16 protein-coding genes, 1 tRNA gene, 2 rRNA genes and 2 pseudogenes are annotated in these 25,487 nt (G+C 36.2%); 11 read left to right on the forward strand and 10 right to left on the reverse strand.

Annotation, left to right across the window (positions count from 1 at the left end; translation table 11 throughout):
• Positions 1–49: 49 nt before the first annotated feature.
• Entirely contained in the window at positions 50–562 is a 513-nt protein-coding gene (locus ABWU38_RS03995) for a hypothetical protein (protein ID WP_253309619.1), read from the reverse strand.
• A 203-nt stretch (positions 563–765) separates the two neighbouring features.
• Positions 766–3,888: an AIR synthase-related protein gene (locus ABWU38_RS04000; protein WP_353272508.1), complete on the reverse strand. Its 3,123-nt coding sequence runs from the start codon at positions 3,886–3,888 to the stop codon at positions 766–768.
• 107 nt (positions 3,889–3,995) lie between these two features.
• Here ABWU38_RS04000 and ABWU38_RS04005 point away from each other — a divergent pair, with 107 nt between their 5' ends.
• Positions 3,996–6,821, forward strand: a complete 2,826-nt coding sequence (locus ABWU38_RS04005) for a WPE palindromic element domain-containing protein (RefSeq protein WP_264687843.1) — start codon at positions 3,996–3,998, stop codon at positions 6,819–6,821.
• Between the two features lie 608 nt (positions 6,822–7,429).
• Positions 7,430–8,445 (forward strand): annotated as a pseudogene (locus ABWU38_RS04010) (IS110 family transposase).
• A 971-nt stretch (positions 8,446–9,416) separates the two neighbouring features.
• Here ABWU38_RS04010 and ABWU38_RS04015 read toward each other — a convergent pair.
• Together ABWU38_RS04015 and ABWU38_RS04020 are read right to left on the reverse strand one after the other, a co-directional pair.
• Positions 9,417–11,201: a ribonucleoside-diphosphate reductase subunit alpha gene (locus tag ABWU38_RS04015; RefSeq protein ID WP_353272509.1), complete on the reverse strand. Its 1,785-nt coding sequence runs from the start codon at positions 11,199–11,201 to the stop codon at positions 9,417–9,419.
• Positions 11,202–11,259: 58 nt separating this feature from the next.
• A complete protein-coding gene (locus tag ABWU38_RS04020; protein ID WP_264329070.1) occupies positions 11,260–12,336 on the reverse strand; it encodes a methyltransferase domain-containing protein in 1,077 nt (358 codons plus the stop codon).
• 332 nt (positions 12,337–12,668) lie between these two features.
• On the opposite strand from ABWU38_RS04020, the gene ABWU38_RS04025 reads away from it, so the two are divergent.
• Together ABWU38_RS04025 and rrf are read left to right on the forward strand one after the other, a co-directional pair.
• A 23S ribosomal RNA gene (locus ABWU38_RS04025) occupies positions 12,669–15,433 on the forward strand.
• A 66-nt stretch (positions 15,434–15,499) separates the two neighbouring features.
• Positions 15,500–15,606: ribosomal RNA gene (gene rrf / locus ABWU38_RS04030) — 5S ribosomal RNA — on the forward strand.
• 16 nt (positions 15,607–15,622) lie between these two features.
• Here the strand turns inward: rrf and ABWU38_RS04035 are convergent.
• The 3 genes and pseudogenes from ABWU38_RS04035 to rpmH all read right to left on the reverse strand — a co-directional run bounded on the left by ABWU38_RS04035 (position 15,623) and on the right by rpmH (position 16,415).
• Positions 15,623–15,847: a hypothetical protein gene (locus ABWU38_RS04035; RefSeq protein ID WP_353272510.1), complete on the reverse strand. Its 225-nt coding sequence runs from the start codon at positions 15,845–15,847 to the stop codon at positions 15,623–15,625.
• A 90-nt stretch (positions 15,848–15,937) separates the two neighbouring features.
• Positions 15,938–16,213, reverse strand: a pseudogene (gene rnpA, locus ABWU38_RS04040) (ribonuclease P protein component); the annotation flags it as partial.
• 67 nt (positions 16,214–16,280) lie between these two features.
• Complete coding sequence (gene rpmH / locus ABWU38_RS04045; protein ID WP_353272511.1) at positions 16,281–16,415, reverse strand: 50S ribosomal protein L34; 135 nt, start codon at positions 16,413–16,415, stop codon at positions 16,281–16,283.
• Positions 16,416–16,522: 107 nt separating this feature from the next.
• Between rpmH and pstC the strand changes: the two genes are divergently transcribed.
• From pstC to fsa, 4 genes are all read left to right on the forward strand, one after another.
• Positions 16,523–17,611 carry a phosphate ABC transporter permease subunit PstC gene (gene pstC, locus ABWU38_RS04050; RefSeq protein WP_353272824.1) on the forward strand — a complete coding sequence of 363 codons (1,089 nt, stop codon included), beginning with the start codon at positions 16,523–16,525 and terminating at the stop codon, positions 17,609–17,611.
• A 101-nt stretch (positions 17,612–17,712) separates the two neighbouring features.
• Positions 17,713–19,140: a F0F1 ATP synthase subunit beta gene (gene atpD, locus ABWU38_RS04055; RefSeq protein WP_353272512.1), complete on the forward strand. Its 1,428-nt coding sequence runs from the start codon at positions 17,713–17,715 to the stop codon at positions 19,138–19,140.
• 12 nt (positions 19,141–19,152) lie between these two features.
• Positions 19,153–19,497 carry a F0F1 ATP synthase subunit epsilon gene (locus tag ABWU38_RS04060; protein ID WP_006279902.1) on the forward strand — a complete coding sequence of 115 codons (345 nt, stop codon included), beginning with the start codon at positions 19,153–19,155 and terminating at the stop codon, positions 19,495–19,497.
• A 306-nt stretch (positions 19,498–19,803) separates the two neighbouring features.
• Positions 19,804–20,445, forward strand: a complete 642-nt coding sequence (gene fsa / locus ABWU38_RS04070; RefSeq protein WP_253309151.1) for a fructose-6-phosphate aldolase — start codon at positions 19,804–19,806, stop codon at positions 20,443–20,445.
• Between the two features lie 10 nt (positions 20,446–20,455).
• Here the strand turns inward: fsa and guaB are convergent, their stop codons facing one another.
• Both guaB and rsmA read right to left on the reverse strand, forming a co-directional pair.
• Positions 20,456–21,949: an IMP dehydrogenase gene (gene guaB, locus ABWU38_RS04075; RefSeq protein WP_253309150.1), complete on the reverse strand. Its 1,494-nt coding sequence runs from the start codon at positions 21,947–21,949 to the stop codon at positions 20,456–20,458.
• 31 nt (positions 21,950–21,980) lie between these two features.
• Positions 21,981–22,799, reverse strand: a complete 819-nt coding sequence (gene rsmA, locus ABWU38_RS04080; protein ID WP_253309945.1) for a 16S rRNA (adenine(1518)-N(6)/adenine(1519)-N(6))-dimethyltransferase RsmA — start codon at positions 22,797–22,799, stop codon at positions 21,981–21,983.
• A gap of 78 nt (positions 22,800–22,877) precedes the next feature.
• Between rsmA and ABWU38_RS04085 the strand changes: the two genes are divergently transcribed.
• Positions 22,878–22,950, forward strand: a tRNA-Thr gene (locus ABWU38_RS04085).
• 24 nt (positions 22,951–22,974) lie between these two features.
• Positions 22,975–23,703 carry a triosephosphate isomerase gene (locus ABWU38_RS04090; RefSeq protein WP_265016707.1) on the forward strand — a complete coding sequence of 243 codons (729 nt, stop codon included), beginning with the start codon at positions 22,975–22,977 and terminating at the stop codon, positions 23,701–23,703.
• A 220-nt stretch (positions 23,704–23,923) separates the two neighbouring features.
• Here the strand turns inward: ABWU38_RS04090 and dprA are convergent, their stop codons facing one another.
• The gene (gene dprA, locus ABWU38_RS04095; protein ID WP_253309148.1) at positions 23,924–25,012 is read right to left on the reverse strand and encodes a DNA-processing protein DprA; all 1,089 of its coding nucleotides are present in this window, start codon (positions 25,010–25,012) and stop codon (positions 23,924–23,926) included.
• 61 nt (positions 25,013–25,073) lie between these two features.
• Here dprA and ABWU38_RS04100 point away from each other — a divergent pair, with 61 nt between their 5' ends.
• Positions 25,074–25,448: a ferredoxin family protein gene (locus ABWU38_RS04100; RefSeq protein WP_010082601.1), complete on the forward strand. Its 375-nt coding sequence runs from the start codon at positions 25,074–25,076 to the stop codon at positions 25,446–25,448.
• Positions 25,449–25,487 lie beyond the last annotated feature (39 nt).

Genomic DNA, 25,487 nt, shown 5'->3' on the forward strand with positions numbered 1-25,487 from the left:
AAATACATCCCCAGGACCCAAAGTCAGTTTAGCTATATCAGAAAACAGGTTATGTGGAAATCTTAAAATACTTCTTGTTTGCCAAGCAAAATAAATACATTCCTACAAACAAGCAGATGCTTAATACTGACGCATAAGAAAACTTAAAAATTAAATCTCTAATATATATTGCTAAGCATTTACCTGCAGAAAATTTGTATAGTAATCCAACACATACAACGGCACTATCAATTACTGATGCCATAATTAAAGTAATGAAATTTGCCATATGAAAATTCAACTTGGACTTCAATTTTTCAAAAACAATTATGCTCGAGAGAAGAGATACTAAAATTGCAGCATATGAAGTCAATATCATCAAACTAAAACTTTGCCATTTTAAAATACAGCATAGCGCTGTACACACTATTAAGCTATACGTAGCTTTTTCTTTGCCATAAAATTCAACCATTGAATTTACAACTAAAGCAGCTCCTATAAATAAAGCAGCACATATCATCAATTTATTTGAAGCGTTGAGTAAAGAAAGACTGATAAATAAGAGTGTCAGTAAAATAGACATAACTACCTACCCAAATTTAATGACATACATTTATTTTAAGTAAATATTGCACATAGTGAAAGAGTTATTTAACCTAATGGAAAAAAAACATTTTAAACTGACATGCTATAGCTACCCAAGAAAGGTTTTCCTACGTCATACCGCCGCGGCCGCTAACAAGCAGCGGGATGACGAGTTTGTCGTTTATCAAATCGTCTGTAAACCTAAGTTACTTTAGCTATATAATAACTATTTCCCAAATCTTTCAGATTTACTTTTAAAACATCCTTTATGTTTAGCACCTTTTTCTCTGTTACTTTGCCAATACATGAATAAGCCGCATCTTCAAACAACGCTTCAAACCTCTGCTGATTTTGTGGTGCAATAGTAACCAAAATTCTACTTTGCGATTCAGAAAACATTATTATCTTGTTTATTATGTCTGTATTTTGTGTTTTTCCTATTGGTACTAGTGAAAGATCGATTTCAGCACCAAGGTCTCCTGCAATTAGCGATTTTGCCAGAGCAATAATTAAGCCGCCTAAGTTTGGTGCAATTGCAGAGGCAATTATGCCATCTTTTATTGCCTGGTTGTAACGCTCATACAACTTCCTAGCGCTCTTTGCATCAACTTTTGGCACGTTGTTATTATCTATTCCACTATATAACTGATATTCAGATCTACCAAGCTCATCGTGGGTTGTACCAAGCACATATATCAAGTCCCCTGGCATTTTCACATCAAGCGATACCGCATTTTCAATATTTTCTATAACTCCAATTGCTGAAATGAGTAATGAAGGTGGTGCAGATATCATCACTTTCTCGCCATTTTCGTCATATCCCTTGAAGTCATTGAACATACTGTCTTTTCCGGATATGAATGGCGTTTTAAATGCAGTTGCAAAGTCGTAACAAGCCTCTGCAGCTCTCTTTAGCTGCCATAGCCTTTCTGGATTATAAGCATCGCACCAGCAAAAATTGTCGAGCAACGCTAGATGATTTATATTTCCTCCTGCAGCTACGTAGTTGCGTATTGCAGTGTCAATCGCACATGCTGCCATGTGATAAGTGTCAATTTCTCCATAACTTGAGCCAAATCCCTGCGATTTTACAACACCTTTGTTTGAAGAAAGGACTGGCCTCGAGACAACAGCTTCACTGCATACTCTTCCCTTGCCTTGCAGTGGTTTCAGTATTGACGACCCCTGAACCTCATGGTCATATTGCACCACTATGAACTCTTTGCTGCATATGTTTGGTCTGCTTAGCATTTTTTTTAATGCAAAGGTGTCATTCCAGTGCTTGACACTGGAATCCATTTCACATTCAATTCCACCGTTGGATGGGTTTTTGCATAAAATGTTTGCAGGCTCAGCCTGCTGGATCCCAGTGTAAAGCACTGGGATGACAGGGAAGAGTGTTGGGATGACAGGAGAGGGTTCCGGAATGACAGCAGGCTCCTTAGACCATGGCTTTGTTTGTAAATGCACTTTGGGATTACCGTCATGCAAAAATTCAGTTTCCATATCCATTATTACTGTCCCTTCAGGACATTTAACAACAGCTTTACCACTCTCATTAAACTCTCCAATCACACAAACCTCCACATCATGTTTTTTCATGATTTGCTTAAACGCAGGAAAATTTTCTTCTGGCACTGCTAAAGTCATTCTCTCTTGTGATTCTGATATCCATATTTCCCACGGAGCCATACCATCGTTTTTAAGGAGAACCTTGCTCAAATCAACTTCAAATCCGTCTTTTCCCATTTCACCAATAGACGATGATAGACCGCCTGCTCCATTATCCGTTATTGCATTATAAAGACCAAGATCTCTTGCTTTTATGACGGCATTGGATAGTTTTTTTTGTGTTATGGGGTCACCAATTTGCACGATCGTTGAAGGGCTGTTTCCCGACAAAGCCTCTGAAGAAAACGTTGCACCGTGAATTCCATCTCTTCCAACTCTTCCACCAATAATTACGATTTTATCGCCATTTTTTGGTCCTTTAATGTGTGAAGGTGCATTATTTATATTGCGTGGAATAATTCCGACACTTCCAACAAAGACTAATGGCTTGCCACAAAATCTATCGTCAAAATATACCGATCCAAGTTGCGTTGGAATGCCAGAACAGTTACCAGCAACATTAACGCCATGAATCACTTCTTTCATTATATATTTTGGCGGTAAGATCTCATCAGTGCGCTCCTTGTCCCTATAAAATTTGCCTTTTGCTTCTTTGGCAAAGCAAAAGTAATAGGTATTCATTATAGGCTCCGCGCCTTTCCCGAAACCCACTATATCACGATTAACTCCAAGCACTCCGGTCATTGCTCCACCAAATGGATCAAGAGCTGAAGGGCTATTGTGAGTTTCAACTTTATCGACAATCAAGTAATCGTCATCAAAAATTATTCCTCCTGCGTTGTCGGAGAAAACTGACACGCATATGTCAGAATTTATCTCACGCGTTGCACGCTTAATATAATGAGCATATAGACCGTCTTTTATTTCATCAATAGGGGAGCAAAAAATATTGTGTTTACAATGTTCAGACCAAGTCTGTGCCAGAGACTCAAGTTCAATATCATATGGATTTCTACCGAGTTTTTTAAAGTAATCCTTTATAGCTTTCATTGCTGCCAGCGAGAGCCCTAAAGTGCCATTACCATCGATTCCATCTCTGCTGATTTTTTCAAGCTCTTGGTCACTCACATTGAGGTCAACAGACTTAGTACTATCCTCTGTCATCCCAACCCTACCTTCTGTCATTCCAGTGCTTGACACTGGAATCCAGTTTGCATTATACAATTGCTTGAAATTTTCTGGATCCCAGTGTCGGGGCACTGGGATGACACCAGGTGTTGTATTCGATTTACCATAATATTTCCAGCTATAGTTCTTACAGATAAGTGTGCAATATTCAGTGATAGGGTTGAATTCTTGCTTTATATCATCTTCGGTTGGCATGCTTCCTTTACCCAAAATCAGCTTTGAACTTCTTGCTTTGATATGAACGCCTTCATCAATGTGGCCCTTGCTAATTAAATACTCTCTAACAATTTGTTTCGCTGTGTTGCCCACATTGTCAGTCATGCCAGGTAAAAAGCTTATTTCCAAGCCCCACTTTGCTTGTGGTTCTATGAAGTCATATTGAAGGTTTTCATTGTAGGAATAATAACGGCAGTCTTGTATGACTTTATTATAAAATAGCCCACAAATTTCTTCATGTAATTTTGATGGTAATTCTTTGCTTATGTAAATCAAGTAAACATTAACTACCCTTCTGCGGCCAACTTGTTCACATTTATTTAAAACTTCTATTCTGATGTTTGCCATGTAATATTGTGAAAGACTTTAATATATCATAGCATAAGAAACTGCGAGCACATTTATATTTTGAGTGATTTCTATATAATAAAATATTGTATTAATTGTTACTGTTAGTGGGAAGAGTTTTTACCGTTAATGTGGATGAGTCCTTTTTCAATGTATTGGTTCAGCACATATTTTCTGAATATGAAAGAGAAAAAATTCCCGAGATAAAGATCATACTTCCCTGCAAAAGGGATGTAATAGCGCTGCTGAGTGCGTTCAAGAATTATAACGCTAAAAAATGCATAATTTTGCCAGAGATAGTTTCACTGGAAAACATTGATGAAGAGGATTTAATATTAAATCTTGATAGAGTTAAAGTTATCAATCCAACAAAGAGGACGCTGCTACTCATTCAATTCATATTGGAGTGGAATAGAAAAAATAATGATAATTTCCCCATTGATTTAGCTTATAGCCTGCCATCATTGCTTGATAAAATTCAATCTACCCAAACAACGGATTGTTATCAATTCGATGAACATTCAAAAAAAATAGAGAATTTCATAAGCTTACTCATTGAGAGTTGGAATAAAATTTTAAAAGATTTAGGAGTAGTAGATATATTAGAACATAAGAGTGATTACATAAACAATATGATAATCTCTTTACAAAAAGACCAACATATAATCTTTGTTGGAATTGGAAAGGATAAGTCGTTAATTAAGGCTATATATGACCTGCCGTTTGGAAAAATAATTTTTCCTAATCTGAATTTGAAAATTAAAGAGAAAGATTGGCAATCACTTGATAAAAAACATTATCAATATTGCCTGAAAGATCTACTCGATTATTTAAATGTAGATAGAAGAGATGTGAGTTTTCTGCCAGAAGCGTGTTCTCCAGTGCCCAGACACTGGGATCCAGAAAACTTAACTTTAAATGAGCGCACCAGGTGGCTGTATAATGAAAACTGGATCCCAGTGTCAAGCACTGGGATGACAGAAGAAAGGGCTGGGATAACAGGAAGTCCTGAGGAATATCTAGATTACATTTTTGATACAACTGCCGATCTAAGCAAAGTTAGTAATGGACATATTGGCAATATTGAAGTCATCACTTGTGATTCCAGAGAGGAAGAAGCACAAGTGACATCATTAATTATAGAGAATGAAGGTTATGAAAACGTTTCTTTGGTTGTCTTTGATAAATTACTTGCAGCTCGTATAGCATGTTTATCAAGGCAACACAGTGCCATACCAGAAAATTATCCTTATATAACACTCCTACTTTATAGTATCGAAGTTTTGACCTCAAATTGGAGCAGTGTGTCATTACTTTCGCTCCTTAAACATAGGCTAGTGACTTTTGGTTACACTCAAGAAGAGTACACTCGGATTTTATCTGAATTTGAAATAGAGATATTACGCAACTTTAGTACAAATGGCCTTAAAGATATTATAGATGCTATTAATACCTATAAAAAGCTAAAACATAAAGAGGATATATTGCTTATTATCAATAGGTTAGAGGCTATACTTAATCTTTTACTTAACTCTATAAATTGCCCTATTTCTGATGTGGTGGCAACTCATTTGCAGTGTATTAATGTGCTATCTGGTATAAATTTTTCAGAGCTAAATAGTGAAATAGGTAATTTCACCTGTAATTTCTTGAATGCATGTGAGGGTATAGAAATTAAGTGCTCCTTAGAGTTATATAGCCAAATTCTGACCTTATTTTTAGAGAAAGAGTTTTTCTCTGTAGCAAATGACTTGAATAAATTCAGCTTATATCACAACAAAGTTGTAATACTCGCTGGATTTAATGAAGCGCCAAGCTTTCAAAGTCCGCTTTTGAATGCACTTACGAGAGAAAAATTTAACCTTCCTTCTGCGCAAGAAGAGCAGGGGTATTTTTTTTATACTTTACACAATTTGTTTTGTGCAAGTAAGGTTTATATTACAAGATCGCTAAGCCATAGAAAACCAATTCTATTGCAGCGTTTGGAAATTCTGCTCAAGGAGGGGAAACAGCCGTATCGCGATTGGCTGAGGATATTAAATACGCCTGAATGTACTGTTCCATGTACTCAGCCTATGCCAAAACCTCAAACCGAAGTTAGAAAAGAAAAAATGCAGGTGATGTCTTGCAGTGCAATAGAAAAGCTAATTCGTAATCCTTATTCATTTTACGTTGAATATATACTGGGCCTTAAACAATTAAGAGACTTGAATTTTAAGCCATCGATATTGGAATTTGGCACTATGGTGCACAACATTCTTGCAAGATATTTACGCAACAAAAAGTCGCCAATGAGCATTGCACGAAAAGCATTCTCGACTAGTCAGTTTAATTTTTCAAATATGTGGTGGGTAAGACTGCAAAGGATAATTCAATCTTTTGTCGAATTTGATGAAACTCGAAGCAATTATGTTGAGTTGGAAAAGAGTTTTACCTGTCCGATATTTCATATTCCAGCGCGTGACGCTGGAATCTATATTTCTTGTGATGATGTATCCCAGTATGAAACTGCTTGGATGACAAATAGAGATCTGATCCCACAAGAAATTTTACTGACAGCAAGATGTGATAGAGTTGAGTATCTACCAAGTGGGCAAGTAGCAATTATAGACTATAAACTTGGTTCACCACCTTCCAACGAAGAAGTGATGTCGGGGTTTTTTCCACAGTTAATTTTGCAAGCCTTAGCGGTAGAACATATAACAAAAAGAGAAGTTTCAGAACTTGCTTATTGGAAACTTGATTATGATAAAATAAAAGTTATTTCTATACAAAATTATAGATACAAAATGCAAGAATTAAAAAATGATCTGCCTGGTTTTTTATCTAATTATTTAAGTAATTCCACACCCTTTATTGCCTCTCCATATTTTGATAAATTCCTGAGATTTAATAGCTATAAACAGCTAGAAAGGGTAGGGGAGTGGTTGTAAATGGTGTCATCCGAGTAGCTTGACTACTTGGATTCAGGAAAAAGAATGGTGTCATGCAAGTAGCCTCCTTCTCCTGTCATCCCAGTGCCCCTATGATGTCATCCCAGTGCTCCGACACTGGGATCCAGAAAAGTTTGCTTGTAAGCAAGCAAACTAGCATAGAAAGTGGTTACAACATTTTCGATGAGATTATATGGAAAACTGGATCCCAGTGTCTGGGCACTGGGATGACAGCAGTCCTACGTCATACCGCGATTCATTCCTACGTCATACCGCGATTCATTCGCGGTATCTCTTAACATAGATCCCGCTAACAAGCAGCGGGATGACGGTTGTCAGGGTGTCATCCGAGTAGCCTCTTTCTTGTTATCCGAGTAGCCCCTTCTTGTATCTTGTCAAAAGCATCTAATGTTTTAAGCTTAAGCATTAGGTGGAGAAGGGAGGAACTCTGTGCTTCTTCTTAGATATAAAATCTGTAGAGGAGATAAGAATTCCCTTCTCAAAAGTATAGGCTGGACGGTATCGTAGAAAGACCTGAATGGTTCTAATTCTGTATTCACAAGACTAGCCTTACTTTTCATTTTTAATGGTAACGTATGGGGTTATATATGATCAACAACTTTTTGGGCATAGATATATCAAAAGATCGCTTTGATGTTTTTCTCTCATTTATAAGCAAAAAAGGAAAGCGTGAAACTAGAAAAAGAAGCTTTAAGAACGATGGTTTCAAAGTCTACTGAATTTTCTACACAAACATAATGTAGAAAAAGTAAAAACCTGCATGGAATCTACTGGTTGTTATAGCGAAGCACTGGCTGAATTTCTACACAATGCTGGACATTTTGTAAGTGTTGTAAATCCTTATTGCATAAAATCTTATGCAAGGAGTAAGCTGATACGACAAAAGAATGATCAGACCGATGCAGAAGTTATTGCTGATTATTGCCAAAGACAGGAACCTTCTAGTTGGACACCACCTTCTCCTGAAATGAAAAAATTAAAACATCTTTATCGTTGCTCAGTTGCGTTAAAAGATGAGTTAACATTAGTAAATAACCACTTAGAAAAAAAAGAGAGACTGCCTAAAGAAGTTGCAAATGCTTGGGAAGACCTTGCAATGAATATAGCTCAAAAAATAGAAACAATAAAAAACTCCGTACGTGAACTATTAAATCAACACAAAGAATTGTTGGAAAATTTTCAACTTCTATTGACTATTCCAGGCATAGGAGAAGAATCAGCAATAGCTATTTTAGCTGAAGTTTCTGATATAGAGGTTTTTAGAGATGCCAGGCAATTGGCAGCATATACAGGAGTTATACCACGAAATATGACGTCAGGTTCCTCTGTATATGCCAAACCCAGATTAAGTAAATCCGGTTCACAAACATTACGTAAGGCACTTTTCTTTCCTGCCATAGTAGCTAAGAATCACAATCCTATCATTATGAGCTTTTGCCAAAGATTAAAGGAAAAGGGTAAGCATAATATGGCCATCGTTGGTGCTGCAATGCGTAAGCTACTCCATATCATTTTCGGTATTCTGACATCCAAAAGTGCTTTTGATCCTAACCATATCAAAAACTACAGGGCTAGGAGGTTGACTGAAGGTTTAGTACTTTAAAATCAAAAATGCTTCCTATCATCTATCTTATGTAAAGTGGTATCTTACACAAATTTATTGAATGTTGTTGGTTAGTGGATATGTTGATAAGTAAACTTCATCTGTTTTGTGCGTATAAAACTAATTTACTTATCAACATATCCACTAACTATAATCTGTGTACTGTTACACAATTGGAAGTATTTTTTGATTTTATGATGCAACTTGGGAAATTTTTATAATTTTTTTGTTGACTAACAAGACGGTATCTCCTGTCATCCCAGTGCTCTTTTTTTGTCATCCGAGTAGTCCCTTTTTTGTCATCCCAGTGTCAAGCACTGGGATGACAGCAGTCCTACGTCATACCGCGATTCATTCGCGGTATCTCTTAACATAGATCCCGCTAACAAGCAGCGGGATGACACCTCTCTTGGGCTCTTTTAGCTACAAACATTAAGAAATTTACCAAACGAAAAAAAAGGCAAAAGAAGCCCTAGTCATTGTCTATTTTCAGTATTTGGCGTTTTTTAAGTCTTAAACACTGCAATTTAGCTGCTTTTAATTGCAACTAACCTACGCTGCAAATGTTTAAGAAATTTACTAAGCAGAAAAAAAGGCAAAAGAAACCCCGTGTTAGCTAGTTGTCACTCTCTAATCCTGCAAATTGGCGTACTATACTGTCTTAAACGACTTATAAGCGCGTTTCAGCTTATATAGGTAAAAACCCAGAAATGTTGTGAAGACATAAGGTGCACATAGTGCAAAAAATTAAAAATAAGACGCCAACTACGTTGTTTTCTTGCTGTTTAATCTGCACAGATGAAGATAACTGAATACCTTCACTATCATGATAAGGGGGCTGGCGGAGTTTGTCAAGGAAGTTTTTTCGTTTCTATTCCCAAGAAAAGTTCGTTATATGGTTATGCAAGAAGTCTATTATATTTCCTTACCCATTTGCTTAACTTTCTCTCTACTTTTTTTGAATAAGGTCACTATTGGCATGACAAACATTCATCGTAGTTAATATCTGTTTTGTGTTGCAATATTTCACTTTTTTTGAATATGTCATGCGAAACCTTGTCAGCTCTCTGCATTGATTGTGATCTGCAGTAATATAAGCTCTTCAATCCTTTTTTCCAGGCAAGCATGTGTATTTTATGCAAGTAACGTTTGTGTATGTTGGCAGGCAAGAACAGATTGACTGATTGAGACTGACAAACATACGGAGTTCTATCACTTGCATGTTCTATAATCCATCTTTGATCAAGCTCGTACGCTGTTTTAAATGTCAATTTTTCATGCTCACTAAGAAAATCTAAATGCTGAACGGAACCCTCGTTTGTCGAAATTGAAGACCATATTTTATCATTGTCTTGATTTTTTTCTGCTAATAGTTTTTGCAAGAATTTATTTCGCACTACAAATGAGCCTGTCAGTGTCTTTTGTATGAATACGTTTGCTGCATATGGCTCTATTCCAGGAGAGGTATTGCCTGCAATAATGGAGATTGAGGCAGTTGGAGCAATAGCGAGCTTGTGTGTAAACCTTTCCATTAGATCAACTTCTTTGGCATCAGGACATGCCCCCTTTTCCTCTGCTAATTTTTTAGAAACTATATCTGCTTGCTCACGTAAATACTTAAATATTTTTTTATTCCATTGTTGTGCTATTACTGATTCAAAAGGAACCATTTTGCTTTGTAAAAATGAATGAAAACCCATCACACCAAGACCAATACTGCGTTCTCTGGCTGCAGAATATTTTGCTCGCTGCATTTCATTCGGTGCTTTATTTATGAAATCTTCCAATACATTATCAAGAAAGCGCATTATATCTTCTATGAAGAGTTTATTGTCTTTCCATTCTTCGTAGTACTCAAGGTTTACGGATGATAGACAACACACAGCAGTGCGTGACTTATTCAGGTGATCATAACCTGTAGTTAAAGTTATTTCACTGCATAGATTTGACATCTTGATGTCTAAGTTGAGCTTTTTGTAAGATTCTGGCTTATTGTTATTTGTTGCATCAAGGAAAATAATGTAAGGTTCTCCAGTTTCAACTCTTGCTGTTAATATTTTGATCCATATATCCCGCGCTTTTACAGTTGAAATAACCTTATTGTTGTGAGGGCTTATTAAATTCCATTCTTGATCATTCTCAACAGCCTGCATAAATTTATCTGTTACTATTACAGCATGATGTATATTTAACGCTTTGCGATTTGGGTCACCGCCTGTTGGCTTGCGCAAATCCAGAAACTCTTCTATCTCCGGATGAGATACAGGAAGATAGACTGCTGAACTTCCTCGCCTTAAGGATCCCTGACTAATTGCGAGCGTTAGAGCATTTTGCACCACAATAAATGGTACAATTCCTGATGTTTTACCACTACCTTTTACACTTTCACCAATTGAACGTAAATTTCCCCAATAACTACCTATGCCTCCTCCACGTGCAGCAAGCCAAACATTTTCATTCCATAAGTCAACTATTCCCTGCAAGCTGTCTTCGGTTTCATTAAGAAAGCAAGAGATAGGCAACCCTCTCTTGGTGCCACCATTGCTGAGTATTGGTGTTGAAGGCATGAACCACAAGTTGCTCATGTAGTCATAAAGACGCTGCGCATGTTCTTTGTTATCAGAATAGTAATTAGCAATACGTGCAAAGAGGTCTTGGTAACTTTCATTTTCTATTAAATACCTGTCTGATAGAACTGCTTTTCCAAAATCGGTTAATTTGCTATCCTTTGCGTAATTAATAGTAATGTTATTCATAAAATTCCTTTTATTCTTTTATTATATATAGATACTTAAAAGCCACTTTGAGCGATTTTTAAGTTAGGTTTTTCGGATTTTCTTGTTGATGCTGTAATGCAAACAAGATACCGTCAACCTGACTGCCATATATTTTACAGTAACTCATATAACTTATCTGCATATTTATTTTTTTTGCAACATGTTGAACATAACTTTCTGAGTGACGAAAATAGTCTCCTTTGTTTACAAAGTCAATACCTTCACCTTCCTTTCTTCTTATTAAACATATAATAACCCCTTTTTTGCTCGTAGATCTTTTTGCTAATTCCAATTCTTCTTGAAAGTCATGTAGATAATGTAGCACTTCAGCAAAGATAATTACATCATACTGCTGGTTTTTCTTTTGTTTAAGAAACTCTTTCATTTCCATATGTATTAATTCATTGTAAACAGGCTTACCTTTTATAAAGCATCCTCTTGCGATATTTAGCATTCTACTTGAAATGTCAATTCCTGTTATGTGGCTTCCAGTACTATTTATTTTCAAGAAATGACCACATATTCCAGTCCCACAACCAAGGTCAAGTATATTGAGCTCAGAAGTGGAGTTGTTGAAGATTTTTGTAATTATCATGTGTACAAGTTCATGCCCTCTATACTGTTTAGCAATCAACCAATGCTCAACAAAATATTCACCTGTGTAATCAAAATATTGTCTTATGAGGTTTTTTGGCAATTCTGTAATAGGCGCTGAGTTTGTCATTTTTTTTATATAGTAAGATGCCTCCTCGTGATCACTATCTAATTTTAGTGTCTGTGTTAAATAATTATAAGCTTTATTAGTATTCCCTACCGCAAAATGACACCTTCCGATGTTATACCAGACTATGGGTAAATGGGGGTAAAATATGCTAATTAACCAAAATCGTAACTTTGCATCTGATATGCTACCTTTATAAAAGTGATATAAACCGATTTCAATGTTGGTATTTAACAGGTTCTTAGATTTTTTAAGAAGCACTGTCATTTCTTTATGAAGAGTATTATATTTATTCACAATGAAGTGTTTTACTTTCTTAATATTTAATACACCAATGAGCTTAGACATACAATTTAAAGCAACGTTTTTTATAAAAGAGAGATTACTTTTCATACATGAGAAATACTCCGAATGTTCATTATCATTTTTAGGCAATTGATTTTAACACATTTTATCTTACAAAATATCTTTTTTATTAATTTTTACTGTATATATAAGTTTACCGCATATTTCTCAGATTGTACTGTTTAGGATTGCTAGTATATTGTTGTTGATAATATAAGTAAATGTTTTGTGCAAAAAGGCGTTGACATATTATTTATTAGGTTATAATATAAAGATTAATTTAGTTTTTAGATGTTTGACAAGTTTTATGGTAGAGATTAATTTAATCTCAATTCAATTTTAATAATATTTAACTCTGCATATTCTGCATATAGTCGGATAAATAAATTATTAAGAGCACTTGATGGATGCCTTGGCGTTAAGAGGCGATGAAGGACGTGGCAGGCTGCGATAAGCTGTGGGGAATTGTCAACAAATTTTGATCCGCAGATTTCCGAATGGGGAAACCCAACTAGCTTGGCTAGTTATTACATACTAAGTATGTAAAGCAAACTTGGTGAACTGAAATATCTAAGTAGCCAAAGGAAAAGAAATCAACCGAGATTCTGTTAGTAGTGACGAGCGAAAGCGGAAAAGGCTAGTGATTTAAGAATAAGAATTAGAATACTCTGGAAATAGTAACCATAGAAGGTGATAGTCCTGTATAAGTAGAAAGTTTTTAAATCCTTGAGTAGAGCGGGGCACGTGAAATCCTGTTTGAATATGGGGGGACCATCCTCCAAGCCTAAATACTCCTTAACGACCGATAGTGAACAAGTACCGTGAGGGAAAGGTGAAAAGAACCCCGGGAGGGGAGTGAAATAGAATCTGAAATCAAGTGCTTACAAACAGTTGGAGCTCTATATCAATTTATTGATATTTAGAGTGACAGCGTACCTTTTGCATAATGGGTCAGCGAGTTAATCTATGAAGCAAGCTTAAGCCGTTAGGTGTAGGCGTAGCGAAAGCAAGTCTGAATAGGGCGTTTTAGTTTTATGGATTAGACCCGAAACCAAGTGATCTAGTCATGACCAGATTGAAGGTGTGGTAAAACACACTGGAGGATCGAACCAGTTAATGTTGCAACATTATTGGATGAGTTGTGATTAGGGGTGAAAGGCCAATCAAACTTGGAAATAGCTGGTTCTCCGCGAAATCTATTTAGGTAGAGCGTTGTATGTATGTTGTTGGGGGTAGAGCACTGGATAGACTAGGGGGATTCACCGTCTTACCAAATCTAACTAAACTCCGAATACCAACAATTAATTATACAGCAGGCACACTACGGGTGCTAAGTCCGTGGTGGAAAGGGAAACAACCCAGATCACTATCTAAGGTCCCAAAATTACAGCTAAGTGGGGAAGGAAGTAGAAAAACCATTACAGCTAGGAGGTTGGCTTGGAAGCAGCCATCCTTTAAAGAAAGCGTAACAGCTCACTTGTCTAAATAAGTTTTTCTGCGCCGAAAATGTACCGGGGCTAAAGCTGTATACCGAAGATGTGAGTGCTTATTGATTTCGACAATAGGCGCGGTAGCGGAGCGTTCCGTAAGTCTGTGAAGGTGGTTTGTGAAAACTGCTGGAGATATCGGAAGTGAGAATGCTGACATAAGTAGCGTAAAAGAGTGTGAAAAACACTCTCACCAAAAATCTAAGGGTTCCTACGTTAAGTTAATCTGCGTAGGGTTAGTCGGTTCCTAAGGCGAGTCCGTAAAGGAGTAGTCGATGGCAATTAGGTTAATATTCCTAAACCTCTTAAGTGTGACGGGTTTCGTATTTGTATAGATCTTATTGGATTGATCTATGCTTAAAAGAAGCTCCAGGAAATAGCACTTATATTTATGAGGCCGTACCGCAAACCGACACTGGTGGATGAGTAGAGTATACTAAGGTGTTGAAAGAATGATGTTGAAGGAACTCGGCAAATTATACCTGTAACTTCGGAAGAAGGGTAACCTGCTTTTAGGCAACTATGAGTAGGTGGCACAAAATAGGGAGTAGCGACTGTTTACTAAAAACACAGGACTCTGCAAACACGTAAGTGGAAGTATAGGGTCTGACGCCTGCCCGGTGCTGGAAGGTTAATAGGAGGGGTGCAAGCTCTAAATTGAAGCCCCAGTAAACGGCGGCCGTAACACTGACGGTCCTAAGGTAGCGAAATTCCTTGTCGGGTAAGTTCCGACCCGCACGAATGGCGTAACGATTTCTCCACTGTCTCCAACATCACTTCAGCGAAATTGAATTCCCCGTGCAGATGCGGGGTACCCGCGGTTAGACGAAGAGACCCCGTGCACCTTTACTATAGCTTTACATTGCTATTAAAAGTGTGATGTGCAGGATAGGTGGGAGACTTTGAAGTTATGGCGCTAGCTATAATGGAGTCAACCTTGAGATACCACCCTTTACACTTTTGATATCTAACTATGTTTCATTATCTGGAACTAGGACATTGTATGGTGGGTAGTTTGACTGGGGCGGTCGCCTCCTAAAAAGTAACGGAGGCGTGCGAAGGTAAGCTAGAGCTGGTCGGAAATCAGCTTGATAGTATAATGGCATAAGCTTGCCTGACTGCGAGGCTGACAAGCCAAGCAGAGACGAAAGTCGGTCATAGTGATCCGGTGATTCTGTATGGAAGGGTTATCGCTCAACGGATAAAAGGTACGCCGGGGATAACAGGCTGATGGTGTTCGAGCGTTCATAGCGACGACACCGTTTGGCACCTCGATGTCGACTCATCACATCCTGGGGCTGAAGAAGGTCCCAAGGGTTCGGCTGTTCGCCGATTAAAGTGATACGTGAGTTGGGTTTAGAACGTCGTGAGACAGTTCGGTTTCTATCTGCCGTGGGTGAAGGAAATTTGAGAAGGTCTGACTCTAGTACGAGAGGACTGAGATGGATATACCTCTGGTGTACCAGCTGTTATGCCAATAGCATCGCTGGGTGGCTATGTATAGATGGGATAATTGCTGAAAGCATATAAGCAAGAAACCCTCTTCAAAAAGATTTCCCAATTAAGGCCGTGGAAGACTACCACGTTGATAGGCTAGGTGTGGAAGCATGGTAACATGTGAAGCTAACTAGTACTAATAGCCTGATTGATTTATTTGCTTTCTATATGTGTGTATGCAGTGTTAAATATTAAGTTAAAATTGTTAAGTTAGAAATTTTTATTGACTTGGTGGCTATAGCAAAAATGAACCACCCGATCTCATCTCGAACTCGGAAGTGAAACTTTTTAGCGCTGATGGTACTTGAAAAGGGAGAGTAGGTCGCCGCCAAGTTTATAAAAATTTCTTTTTATCGCCTTTTAATAATTCTTTTATTACGAGAAGTCGCTTCTATATTCAAATCTAATAATTGTGGTCTAGGCTTATTCTTATTCTGCTCTAAGTATCGACTTTGCTCAAATGCTAATTCCCATTGTATACGATAATTAGATTCTTTATATTCATAAAAATCTTCTTTAACATTATTTGTATTTATATTGAGATTTTTATCTTGTTCTTTTCTACTCTCTACCATTAAACACCCACACCCGTTAATTTATTTTAAAAATTTTACTTATGTTATCATAAAAAATATAGTTGTAAATACCTTAATTGAGATTTTTTTTTATTTTATCTTTTTTAAGCAAATAGTTAGATCTTTTTGTAAGTTTTTATAATTTGCTTGCATAATGTTTCTATGAGTTAGTATTATGTAGTAGTGCCCTATATTGCTTATATTTAAAATGCTAATTTTAGCAAGCATTCGTAATTGCCTTTTTATTTTATTTCTTTTTGCTGCTTTTCCGGCTTTTTTACTGATAGCCAGACCTACTCTAATAGTATGAGTGTACTTTTCAGGTTCTCTTTCTTTTATGGCGTACAGTGATATATAAAGCCCACGATAAAAAAGACTGCTGAGTACTAACTTATTTTTGAAAGCAAAGGAAAAATCTTTTTTTTTATACTTACTATGCGCATAATTTGTTACACCCTAATGAACGGCACCTATTAAGGATTTTTCTTCCAGCTCTTGTTGCCATACGTGAACGAAATCCATGTCTGCGCTTTCTTATCAAATTTTTTGGTTGAAATGTTCTCTTCATTGTTTTTATATTAATATAATTATTTATTTTAAATTGTTTTACTTTATTGTCAAATGATGGTGAACTTGTATGACATTTTCGTAGAATAAAATTTGATGCATGGGAAAATGAATTCGGTGATAGTCATACCTGTCCTACTAATCCTTTTATTTTGTTTTAGTAGGTTTCAAGAAGTAAATAAGGTTAAATCTTATCTATATCTTAGTTGTGTATGGATGCTAACTTGGTTGTTAGTACTCTATAATAATTGTTTTGTAACTTTTATTTCTATAGCGTTACTTTTTTTCATGCTTGCTTTTATCTTTAAAAATAAAAGAAATAAGATAATAAAACTTTCGTTATTTGTGGCTTTGGCCATATCATTTTTTATCACTTTATTTATAATGCTATCTATTTTTATTCAATCCATTAATTTTTTTAATAAAGTAGCTATTTCAGAATTCTTGTTTTGCTTGAAATGGGGCCACAATGTAGTCACTGTCAATGAAGAGAAGATAGGATATTTTGGTATAGCGCCGCTTTTAGTAGGTACATTACTTATAACTATTATAGCAATGTTAGTTGTCGTTCCGCTTGGTTTATTTTCTGCAATATATATTAGTGAATATGCGAGTGAGAAAGTGCGTTATATTGTTAATACAACTTTGCAAGTTTTATCTGCTATTCCTACGGTTGTATATGGATATTTTGCGGTTGTGTTCTTGTCTTTCTTTATAAAGCAGGTAGCAAATTTTTTTGGTTTAAGTATACACTTAGAAAGTGCCTTAGTTGCCGGTTTATCGATTGGGATAATGATTCTTCCTTTTATTATTTCTTTACTCGAAGATGCCATAAGATCTGTTCCAAAAAGCTTGCGTTATGGCTTCATGGCACTTGGCGCAACTCCAGCGGAAACTATATGGCATATAACAATACCTTATGCAATGCCTACAATTTTAAGTGCAATTTTATTGTCAATTTCAAGAGTGATAGGTGAAACAATGATTGTGCTAATGGCTGTGGGAATCAACGCAAATTTGACTTTTAACCCTCTTAATTCAGTTACTACCATTACCGTGCAGATCGCTACATTACTTACCGGAGATCAGGATTTCAATAGTGTACAAACTCTTGCTGCTTATGCGCTTAGTTTAGTATTGTTTATTATTACTTGGCTATTAAATGCATTTGCATTGTTTGTAATGAAGCGTAACTAGTAAGCGTTTTAATGTTGCAAAATTTCTATTAATAATATAAGATTTATTTTCTTTAGAAGTTCTTTTATGGAATTATAGTGTTGGGTGATAAAAATAAAGAGATGAATATAGGTAGAGCGATTAAGGTAACTCAAGCAGTTGTTGATATAAAATTTGAAGGTGAATTGCCTAAAATATTTAATGCTTTAAAAAGCAAACTAAAATATAAGGATAAGGAGCTGGTTTTAGAAGTTTCGCAGCATATAGGTGACAATATAGTTCGTTGTATTGCTATGGATAGCACAGATGGCATGTCAAGGGGGGATGAATTTGTTGATACAGGCGCACCAATATCAGTTCCGGTTGGGCGTTCAACTTTAGGAAGGATTTTTAATGTTGTTGGAGAGCTTATAGATGAGTGTGGTCCACTGAAGGGAAAATATAACTTAGAGCCTATACATAGAGCACCTCCAAGTTTTACTGAACAGAGAATACAGGAAGAAGTTTTAGTTACGGGAATAAAAGTTATAGATCTTCTTGCACCTTATCTTAAAGGAGGAAAAATTGGCTTATTTGGTGGAGCCGGTGTTGGTAAAACAGTCCTGATAATGGAATTAATTAATAATATAGCAAAAGCTCATAAAGGATTTTCTGTGTTTGCCGGGGTAGGGGAGAGAACGCGTGAAGGTAACGATCTTTACCACGAGATGATCACTTCAAATGTAATAAATATAAATGAGCATGAAAAATCTCAAGCTGTTTTGGTTTATGGTCAGATGAATGAGCCTCCTGGAGCAAGGGCTAGAGTTGCTTTAACAGCACTTACTATGGCAGAGTATTTTCGTGACCGTGAAAACCAAGATGTTCTATTTTTTGTGGATAATATCTTCCGTTTTACACAAGCTGGTTCTGAAATTTCTGCTTTACTTGGAAGAATACCGTCAGCTGTTGGTTATCAGCCAACCCTTGCAACTGATATGGGTGCAATGCAAGAAAGAATAGCTTCAACAACTTCTGGCTCTATTACTTCTGTGCAAGCTATATATGTTCCTGCGGACGATTTAACTGATCCAGCCCCAGCAACTATATTCTCTCATCTTGATGCCACCACAGTGTTGTCAAGGCAAATAGCTGAAATGGGAATATACCCTGCTGTTGATCCACTTGATTCAACTTCTCAGTCTTTATCTGCTGAAATCATTGGTGAAGAACATTATAAGGTAGCTTCTGAGGTGAAACGTATATTGCAAACTTATAAATCACTGCAGGATATTATCGCAATACTTGGTATGGATGAGCTATCTGATGAAGATAAAATTATTGTTGATAGGGCTCGTAAGATTCAGAAATTTCTTTCTCAACCTTTTCACGTTGCAGAAATATTTACTGGTATGCCTGGTAAATTTGTTTCACTTTCTGATACTGTTTCCAGTTTTAAAGAGATTGTTGAAGGTAAATATGATCACTTACCAGAGGCTGCTTTTTATATGGTGGGGAATATAGATGAAGCAATAAAAAAGGCTGAATTAATACAAGCTGAAGCTAAATAAAAGTTAAAGATTATGAATACTTTTAAAGTGCAATTTTTCTCTCCTGATGATCAAATTTCATTCAGTGGAGTGGTTTCTCTTTCAGTAACTGGGCTCGAAGGGGAGCTTATGATTTTAGCTCACCATGCTCCTTACTTAATTTATTTATTGCCTGGTATGATTACTGTTAAAATGAGTAACCAAACAGAAAAGAAGGTTGTAATTGATAGTGGCGTATTAGAAGTTGCAAATAATAATTGTAGCATTATAACAAGTCAAATTCAGGTTTTTGATCGTGCAATTCATGATGAGAAATCGTTTAAAAATAAGAGAATTAGTATATATTTAAGTTATCTTGATGAGAAATTTCTTTCTTAGTTATTTTAGGCAAAAAGTCGGTCTTGTCATCCAAGTAGCCCAACTTTTGTCATCCAAGTGCTTTTTTTTCTGTCATTCAGTATTCTCTTCCCTGTCATCCCAGTATTCATCTTTGTCATCCCAGTGCGTGACACTGGGATCTAGGTGTAAAAATATTTGTAAATTATGCAATGGGTAATAGATTCTAGGAGCATATAATGTTCATAATAAAAAAAAGATGGATCCCAGTGTCAGCTACTTGGATGACAAAGGAGGGCGTTTGGATGACAAGATTTTGCAAGGGTATTTTTTTTATGGGAGATTAATATGGAAATTTTTCTTGATAGCGTTGATTTAAATGAAATTAAAGAACTAAAGGAGTTCATTGACGGCATAACAACTAATCCTTCTTTAATAGCAAAGTCCGGGCGTAAAGATAAATACGAGGATTTAGTGCGTGAAATATGCTCTATTATCAAGGGGCCTGTTAGTGTTGAAGTTGTTGCAAATAACCATGCAGATATGGTTAAAGAAGGCCTTAAGTTAGCGAAAATCGCTGATAATGTTGTGGTAAAATTGCCCCTTACATATGAAGGATTAATTTCTTGTAAAAAGTTGTGGACAGAGCATAAAATACCTGTTAACATCACATTATGTTTTTCTCCTGGACAAGCACTGCTTGCCGCTAAGGCCGGTGCTTGTTTTATTTCTCCCTTTGTTGGTCGCCTTGATGATATAAGCTATGATGGCTTATCGCTAATAGAAGATATATGTACTATATATTCTAATTACGGTTTTGATACTAAAGTTCTTGTTGCATCAGTGAGAAGCCCAGCACATGTAATAGAAGCTGCAAGGCTTGGTGCTGATTCAATTACTGTGCCAGCAAAAGTACTTAGACAATTAATTAATCACCCACTTACTGACCAAGGGCTAGCAATATTTGAAAAAGACTGGGGTGCAAAATAATAAACGGTCACTACTCTGAATCGGTTGACAAATTGGACGCTTGATAAGCGTAATTTGGAGCTTCTTGTGTAATGACTACATCATGAGCATGACTCTCTCTTAATCCTGATGCAGTAATAGTAACAAATTTACAATTTTTTTTCATCTCTTCTATATTCCTATTACCAGTATACCCCATTGCAGCTTGCAATCCGCCAATCAACTGATGGATTACTCCTGAAGCTGGACCTTTGAATGGAACTCTTCCTTCCACTCCTTGTGGAACTAATTTTAGTTTTGAATCTTTATCTTGAAAATAACGGCTAGCTGAACCTCGTTTCATTGCACTAATAGATCCCATTCCTCGATAGCCTTTATATGCTCTGCCCTTATACATGATAATCTCACCTGGGCTTTCGTCAGTGCCAGCAAAAATCGAACCAATCATCACAGAGTCAGCACCAGCTGCAATAGCTTTTGCAACATCTCCTGAGTATTTTACCCCACCATCAGCAATTAGTCTGACGTTTCTTGCTCTACACGTCTCTGCAACATTCTTGATTGCAGAGAATTGTGGCACACCAACACCTGTAACTATTCTGGTTGTACAGATTGATCCTGGTCCTATTCCGACCTTCACTGCATCAACACCCGCATCAATCAACGCTTCAGCAGCCTCCTTTGTTGCAATGTTTCCGCCAATTAATTGCGTATTAGGATACATCTTTTTTATTTCCCTAATGGTATTGATAACGTTTTCGGAATGACCGTGAGCAGTATCCACAACAACTACATCAACTTCTTCTCCGATCAAAGCTTCACATCTTTCTATACCATCTTTTTTACCAGTGCCAATTGCAGCGGCAACTCTGAGCCGCCCTTTACTGTCTTTACATGAATTTGGGTATCTATTGTATTTTTCAATGTCTTTAACCGTAATTAAACCTATACAACAAGAATTTTCATCTACAACCAAAAGCTTTTCTATTCTATTTTCATGCAACAATTTCATTGCTGAGGCACTATTCACTCCCTGCTCCCGCACTGTCACTAACTTATCTTTTGTCATCACTTCGGAAACTTTTACATTCATGTTCTGGTCTTCAATAAACCTCACATCTCGGTTAGTTAAAATTCCAACTAACTTGAGTTGATCGACTACAGGAATGCCAGAATAATTGTGCTCTCTCATTAATGAAATTGCTTCCGCAACTGTTTTATCCGGTGAAATCGTAATTGGGTTATACACGATCCAACTTTCATATTTTTTCACCCTTCTTACTTCTAAAACTTGTTCATCTATTGATAAATTCTTATGTATGCAACCTATCCCTCCATGTTGGGCAATAGCTATTGCAAAGCCCGATTCAGTAACAGTATCCATTGCAGAGGATATGAGAGGGATATTTAGTTCTATATTATTTGTTAAATAAGTTTTTGTATCTGCATCGCAAGGCAATATATTAGAATAGGCTGGCAAAAGAAGTATATCGTCAAACGAATAACAAGCTTCCATTTTTTTCATAGGCTTTATTTAAAGCTTATACGCCAATTAATTAAATTGCAATAGGACTTTTGCAAAATAAGCATTCTACATTATTTGCCAGCAAACAAAACTGCTCAATAGTTAAGTTTTCTGGACGTTCGTTTCCACTCAATTTAGCGTTTTCAAGGACAGTTTCAGCGTGGTTCGTTATATTTTGCAAGCTATTTCTCAGCATCTTTCTTCTTTGAGCAAAAACGGCACGTGTTAATCTTGTTAAGGTTTCCAAATTTACTGCAAACTTTGGGGTAGGCAAAGGATTTACTGTAATTACTGAAGAATGTACTTTTGGCCTTGGAAAAAACTCTTTAGGTTCAATATCAAATTCCTTTTTTATATCACATAGTAACTGGCTTAGCACTGATAAGGAACCATAATCTTTAGAATTGGGTCTTGCCGTAATGCGATCTGCTACCTCTTTTTGAAACATTAATGTCAAGTTCGTAAAAAATTTTATATTATTTAACCAATTTAAAAATAACGCTACCGAGATATTGTAAGGCAAGTTAGCAATAACTTTGACTGGGCGCTCTATCAGCTCTTCTTCTATAACATGCAGTGCATCCGCTTCTATAATTCTATACTTTCCTTGATGCTCATTTAGCAGTTGGTCATGGTGTTTTACTAAATCTCTATCTTTTTCTATAGAAAGTAGAGACTTTGGATTATGCACCAATATTTCTCTTGTTAATGCACCATATCCAGGACCAATCTCAATGACGTTAAAATTCTCTAGATTGCCAGCTAAAACGACTATTCTTTTTATTATCTCACTCGATAAAATAAAATTTTGCCCTAGACTCTTTTTTGGCTTCAGTAAAAATTTTCTCATATTATTTTCATTATACAGTATTTTAAAAATCAGTTGACTAAAATCCATTGATAATTGTATATTATTAATGTGTTTAACGCCGGCTTAGCTCAATTGGTAGAGCAACTGACTTGTAATCAGTAGGTTGTCAGTTCAAGTCCGACAGCCGGCACTCTCGCCCATATAAGTAAAGTTGATGTCCTTTTTAATAGTAGCAAATTGGAAGATGAATGGAACACGGTCTTCATTTGTTGACTTTATAGGCAAACTTAATAACAAGAACAATGAGATTACTTCTAGACTAGTGATTTGTCCACCATTTACCGCATTTTCAGACAGTATAGAGTTGAGCGATAATATTAATATAGGAGCACAGAATTGCCATTATAAAAAATCTGGTTCTTACACAGGTGAAATTAGCGCAGAAATGTTAAAGGAATTAGGGTGTACTTACGTAATACTTGGGCATTCTGAAAGGGCTAACGAAACAGATAGTGAAATAAAACTTAAGTCGGAAATAGCAATAGAATCAGGCTTACACCCAATTATCTGTGTAGGTGAAAATTCAGAAGATTATAAGAATGAAAAAACAAAAGAAGTAATAGAATATCAATGCAAAAACCGTTTGCCAACACACGGTGAATATACCGTAGCATATGAGCCAATATGGGCAATAGGCACAGGTCATGTGCCAAATAATGATGCAATTGCTGAGGTGATAGAGGTAATAAAATTGTGTACTGGTAAAAAACACATTACATATGGTGGTTCAGTCAGTTCAGAAAATATAGAAAATTTGTTAAATATTTCAAATTTATCAGGAGTTTTAATTGGCAGTGCAAGCTTAGATTTCGATCACTTTTATAAAATCATACAACAAGTTGAAAAAAAGTTTTCTCTTATCAATTCTAAAATCAGCAACTAAGAATCCTATAGCAAATGGCATCATTCCAGTGTCAAGCATATATCTGTACGAACATCTAGTAAAACGACATACTGACCTATAGCTAAAGTAACTTAGGTTTACCGATAATTTGAAAAACAAAAATTCGTCATTCCGCTACTTGTTAGCGGAATCTATGCCAAGATACCGCGGCGGTATGACGTAGGAAAACCTTTCTTGGGTTAGCTATAGCTAAAGTAATCTAGAAAATTAACGATATTTTATTCCCCGGTGAACGCTCTATTTTGTTTTCCAACTCTAGTTCTAAAAGAGCCATTAGAGCTATGTTGGCAGAAAGTCCGCTTGCTAATATAAGTTCATCTATATCAACAGGTACAGAGTTAATATGATCAACTATAACAGATTTTGCCTGTTGTAATTTTTCTTGTTTTTGGTTAACAGCATAGTGCTCAACATTAAATAGGTTTTTTTGCTGCGGAGGTAAACTAAACCTAACACTTTCTATTATGTCATCAGCGGACTCGATAAGCTTAGCACCGTTTTTAATTAAATAATTACTACCACTACAGCGTGAATCTAAAGGGAAACCAGAAACTGCAAATACCTCTCTCCCTTGATTTAAAGCAAAATCTGCTGTTATTAGAGAGCCAGAACGTTTCGATGCTTCAATCACTACAACACCCAGCGATAGACCAGATATAATTCGATTCCTTTGAGGAAAATACTGAGGCTTTGGTTTAGTAGCAAATGGAAGCTCAGTAATTACTAAACCACCGTTCCCAGTGATTTTTTTGTATAGATCAAAATTCTCTTTTGGATACACCACATCAATTCCGCTTGCTGTAACAGCAATAGTGGGATGATTTTTGTATATTACACTGTTTGCTGCGGTATCGATTCCTTTTGCAAGTCCAGAAACGATAACAAAACCAGCTTCGCTTAAATCAAGTGCTAGTTTACTGGCAAAATTTCTTCCATTCATCGAAGAGTTGCGCCCACCGATTATTGCAATTATCTCACGGCTTAATAATGATATATTACCAAACGCAGTTATTATAGGAGGACAACTAGAGATATTTCTTAAAAGATCAGGGTAATCTGGGTCACATGCGGGTATAATTTTAGCTCCAATTCTTTCTGCATTATTGATTTCTTCTCGTGCATCTTGAATGCCATACACCTTATTATTAGCCACCCTATTGAGATATTTTAGCACCTCATCTAGCGATCCATGTGTTCTTAGTATACTAAAAAACTTTATTGGTCCTATAGTTCTAGCCAAGCTTAACCATACTTCTAATTCTTTGTTGTTCAATTTATTTATCTTCATAAAAGGCTTGAATTTCTTATCAATTTAGTGTACCCAAGATAATACAAATATACAGTGTTTTATGACGCATTTTGTTACAGATAAATGCATAAAATGTAAATATACGGACTGTGTGGAAGTATGTCCCGTTGACTGCTTCTATGAAGGTAAAAACATGCTCGTGATTAACCCAGATGAATGTATTGATTGCGGAGTGTGCATACCTGAGTGTCCAGTAGATGCAATTGTAACTGATGATTCCATAAAAGATATTTTAGAATTAGATGAAGAATTACTGAGCAGCGAACAAAAAACTTTCAAGTTATTTTACGATATAAATGTAGAATACTCACAAAAATGGCCAAACATTACAGCTAAAAAGCAACCTCTCTATACTGCAGAAGAGTATAAGGAAAAAAAGGATAAAACAGCTTATTTTGATGAAAATTTAGAGTAATACTGCTGAAGAGGAAGAAACTTCTTTTATATCTTATCC

The organism is Wolbachia endosymbiont (group A) of Urophora cardui (assembly GCF_964028435.1).
Taxonomy (GTDB): Bacteria; Pseudomonadota; Alphaproteobacteria; order Rickettsiales; family Anaplasmataceae; genus Wolbachia.

Bases quoted from the DNA above. Each gene is read 5' to 3' on its own strand.
- ABWU38_RS03995 (WP_253309619.1), bottom strand. From the start codon at position 562: ATGTCTATTTTACTGACACTCTTATTTATCAGTCTTTCTTTACTCAAC.
- ABWU38_RS04000 (WP_353272508.1), bottom strand. From the start codon at position 3,888: ATGGCAAACATCAGAATAGAAGTTTTAAATAAATGTGAACAAGTTGGC.
- ABWU38_RS04015 (WP_353272509.1), bottom strand. From the start codon at position 11,201: ATGAATAACATTACTATTAATTACGCAAAGGATAGCAAATTAACCGAT.
- ABWU38_RS04020 (WP_264329070.1), bottom strand. From the start codon at position 12,336: ATGAAAAGTAATCTCTCTTTTATAAAAAACGTTGCTTTAAATTGTATG.
- ABWU38_RS04035 (WP_353272510.1), bottom strand. From the start codon at position 15,847: ATGGTAGAGAGTAGAAAAGAACAAGATAAAAATCTCAATATAAATACA.
- rpmH (WP_353272511.1), bottom strand. From the start codon at position 16,415: ATGAAGAGAACATTTCAACCAAAAAATTTGATAAGAAAGCGCAGACAT.
- pstC (WP_353272824.1), top strand. From the start codon at position 16,523: ATGAATTCGGTGATAGTCATACCTGTCCTACTAATCCTTTTATTTTGT.
- atpD (WP_353272512.1), top strand. From the start codon at position 17,713: ATGAATATAGGTAGAGCGATTAAGGTAACTCAAGCAGTTGTTGATATA.
- ABWU38_RS04060 (WP_006279902.1), top strand. From the start codon at position 19,153: ATGAATACTTTTAAAGTGCAATTTTTCTCTCCTGATGATCAAATTTCA.
- fsa (WP_253309151.1), top strand. From the start codon at position 19,804: ATGGAAATTTTTCTTGATAGCGTTGATTTAAATGAAATTAAAGAACTA.
- guaB (WP_253309150.1), bottom strand. From the start codon at position 21,949: ATGAAAAAAATGGAAGCTTGTTATTCGTTTGACGATATACTTCTTTTG.
- rsmA (WP_253309945.1), bottom strand. From the start codon at position 22,799: ATGAGAAAATTTTTACTGAAGCCAAAAAAGAGTCTAGGGCAAAATTTT.
- ABWU38_RS04090 (WP_265016707.1), top strand. From the start codon at position 22,975: ATGTCCTTTTTAATAGTAGCAAATTGGAAGATGAATGGAACACGGTCT.
- dprA (WP_253309148.1), bottom strand. From the start codon at position 25,012: ATGAAGATAAATAAATTGAACAACAAAGAATTAGAAGTATGGTTAAGC.
- ABWU38_RS04100 (WP_010082601.1), top strand. From the start codon at position 25,074: ATGACGCATTTTGTTACAGATAAATGCATAAAATGTAAATATACGGAC.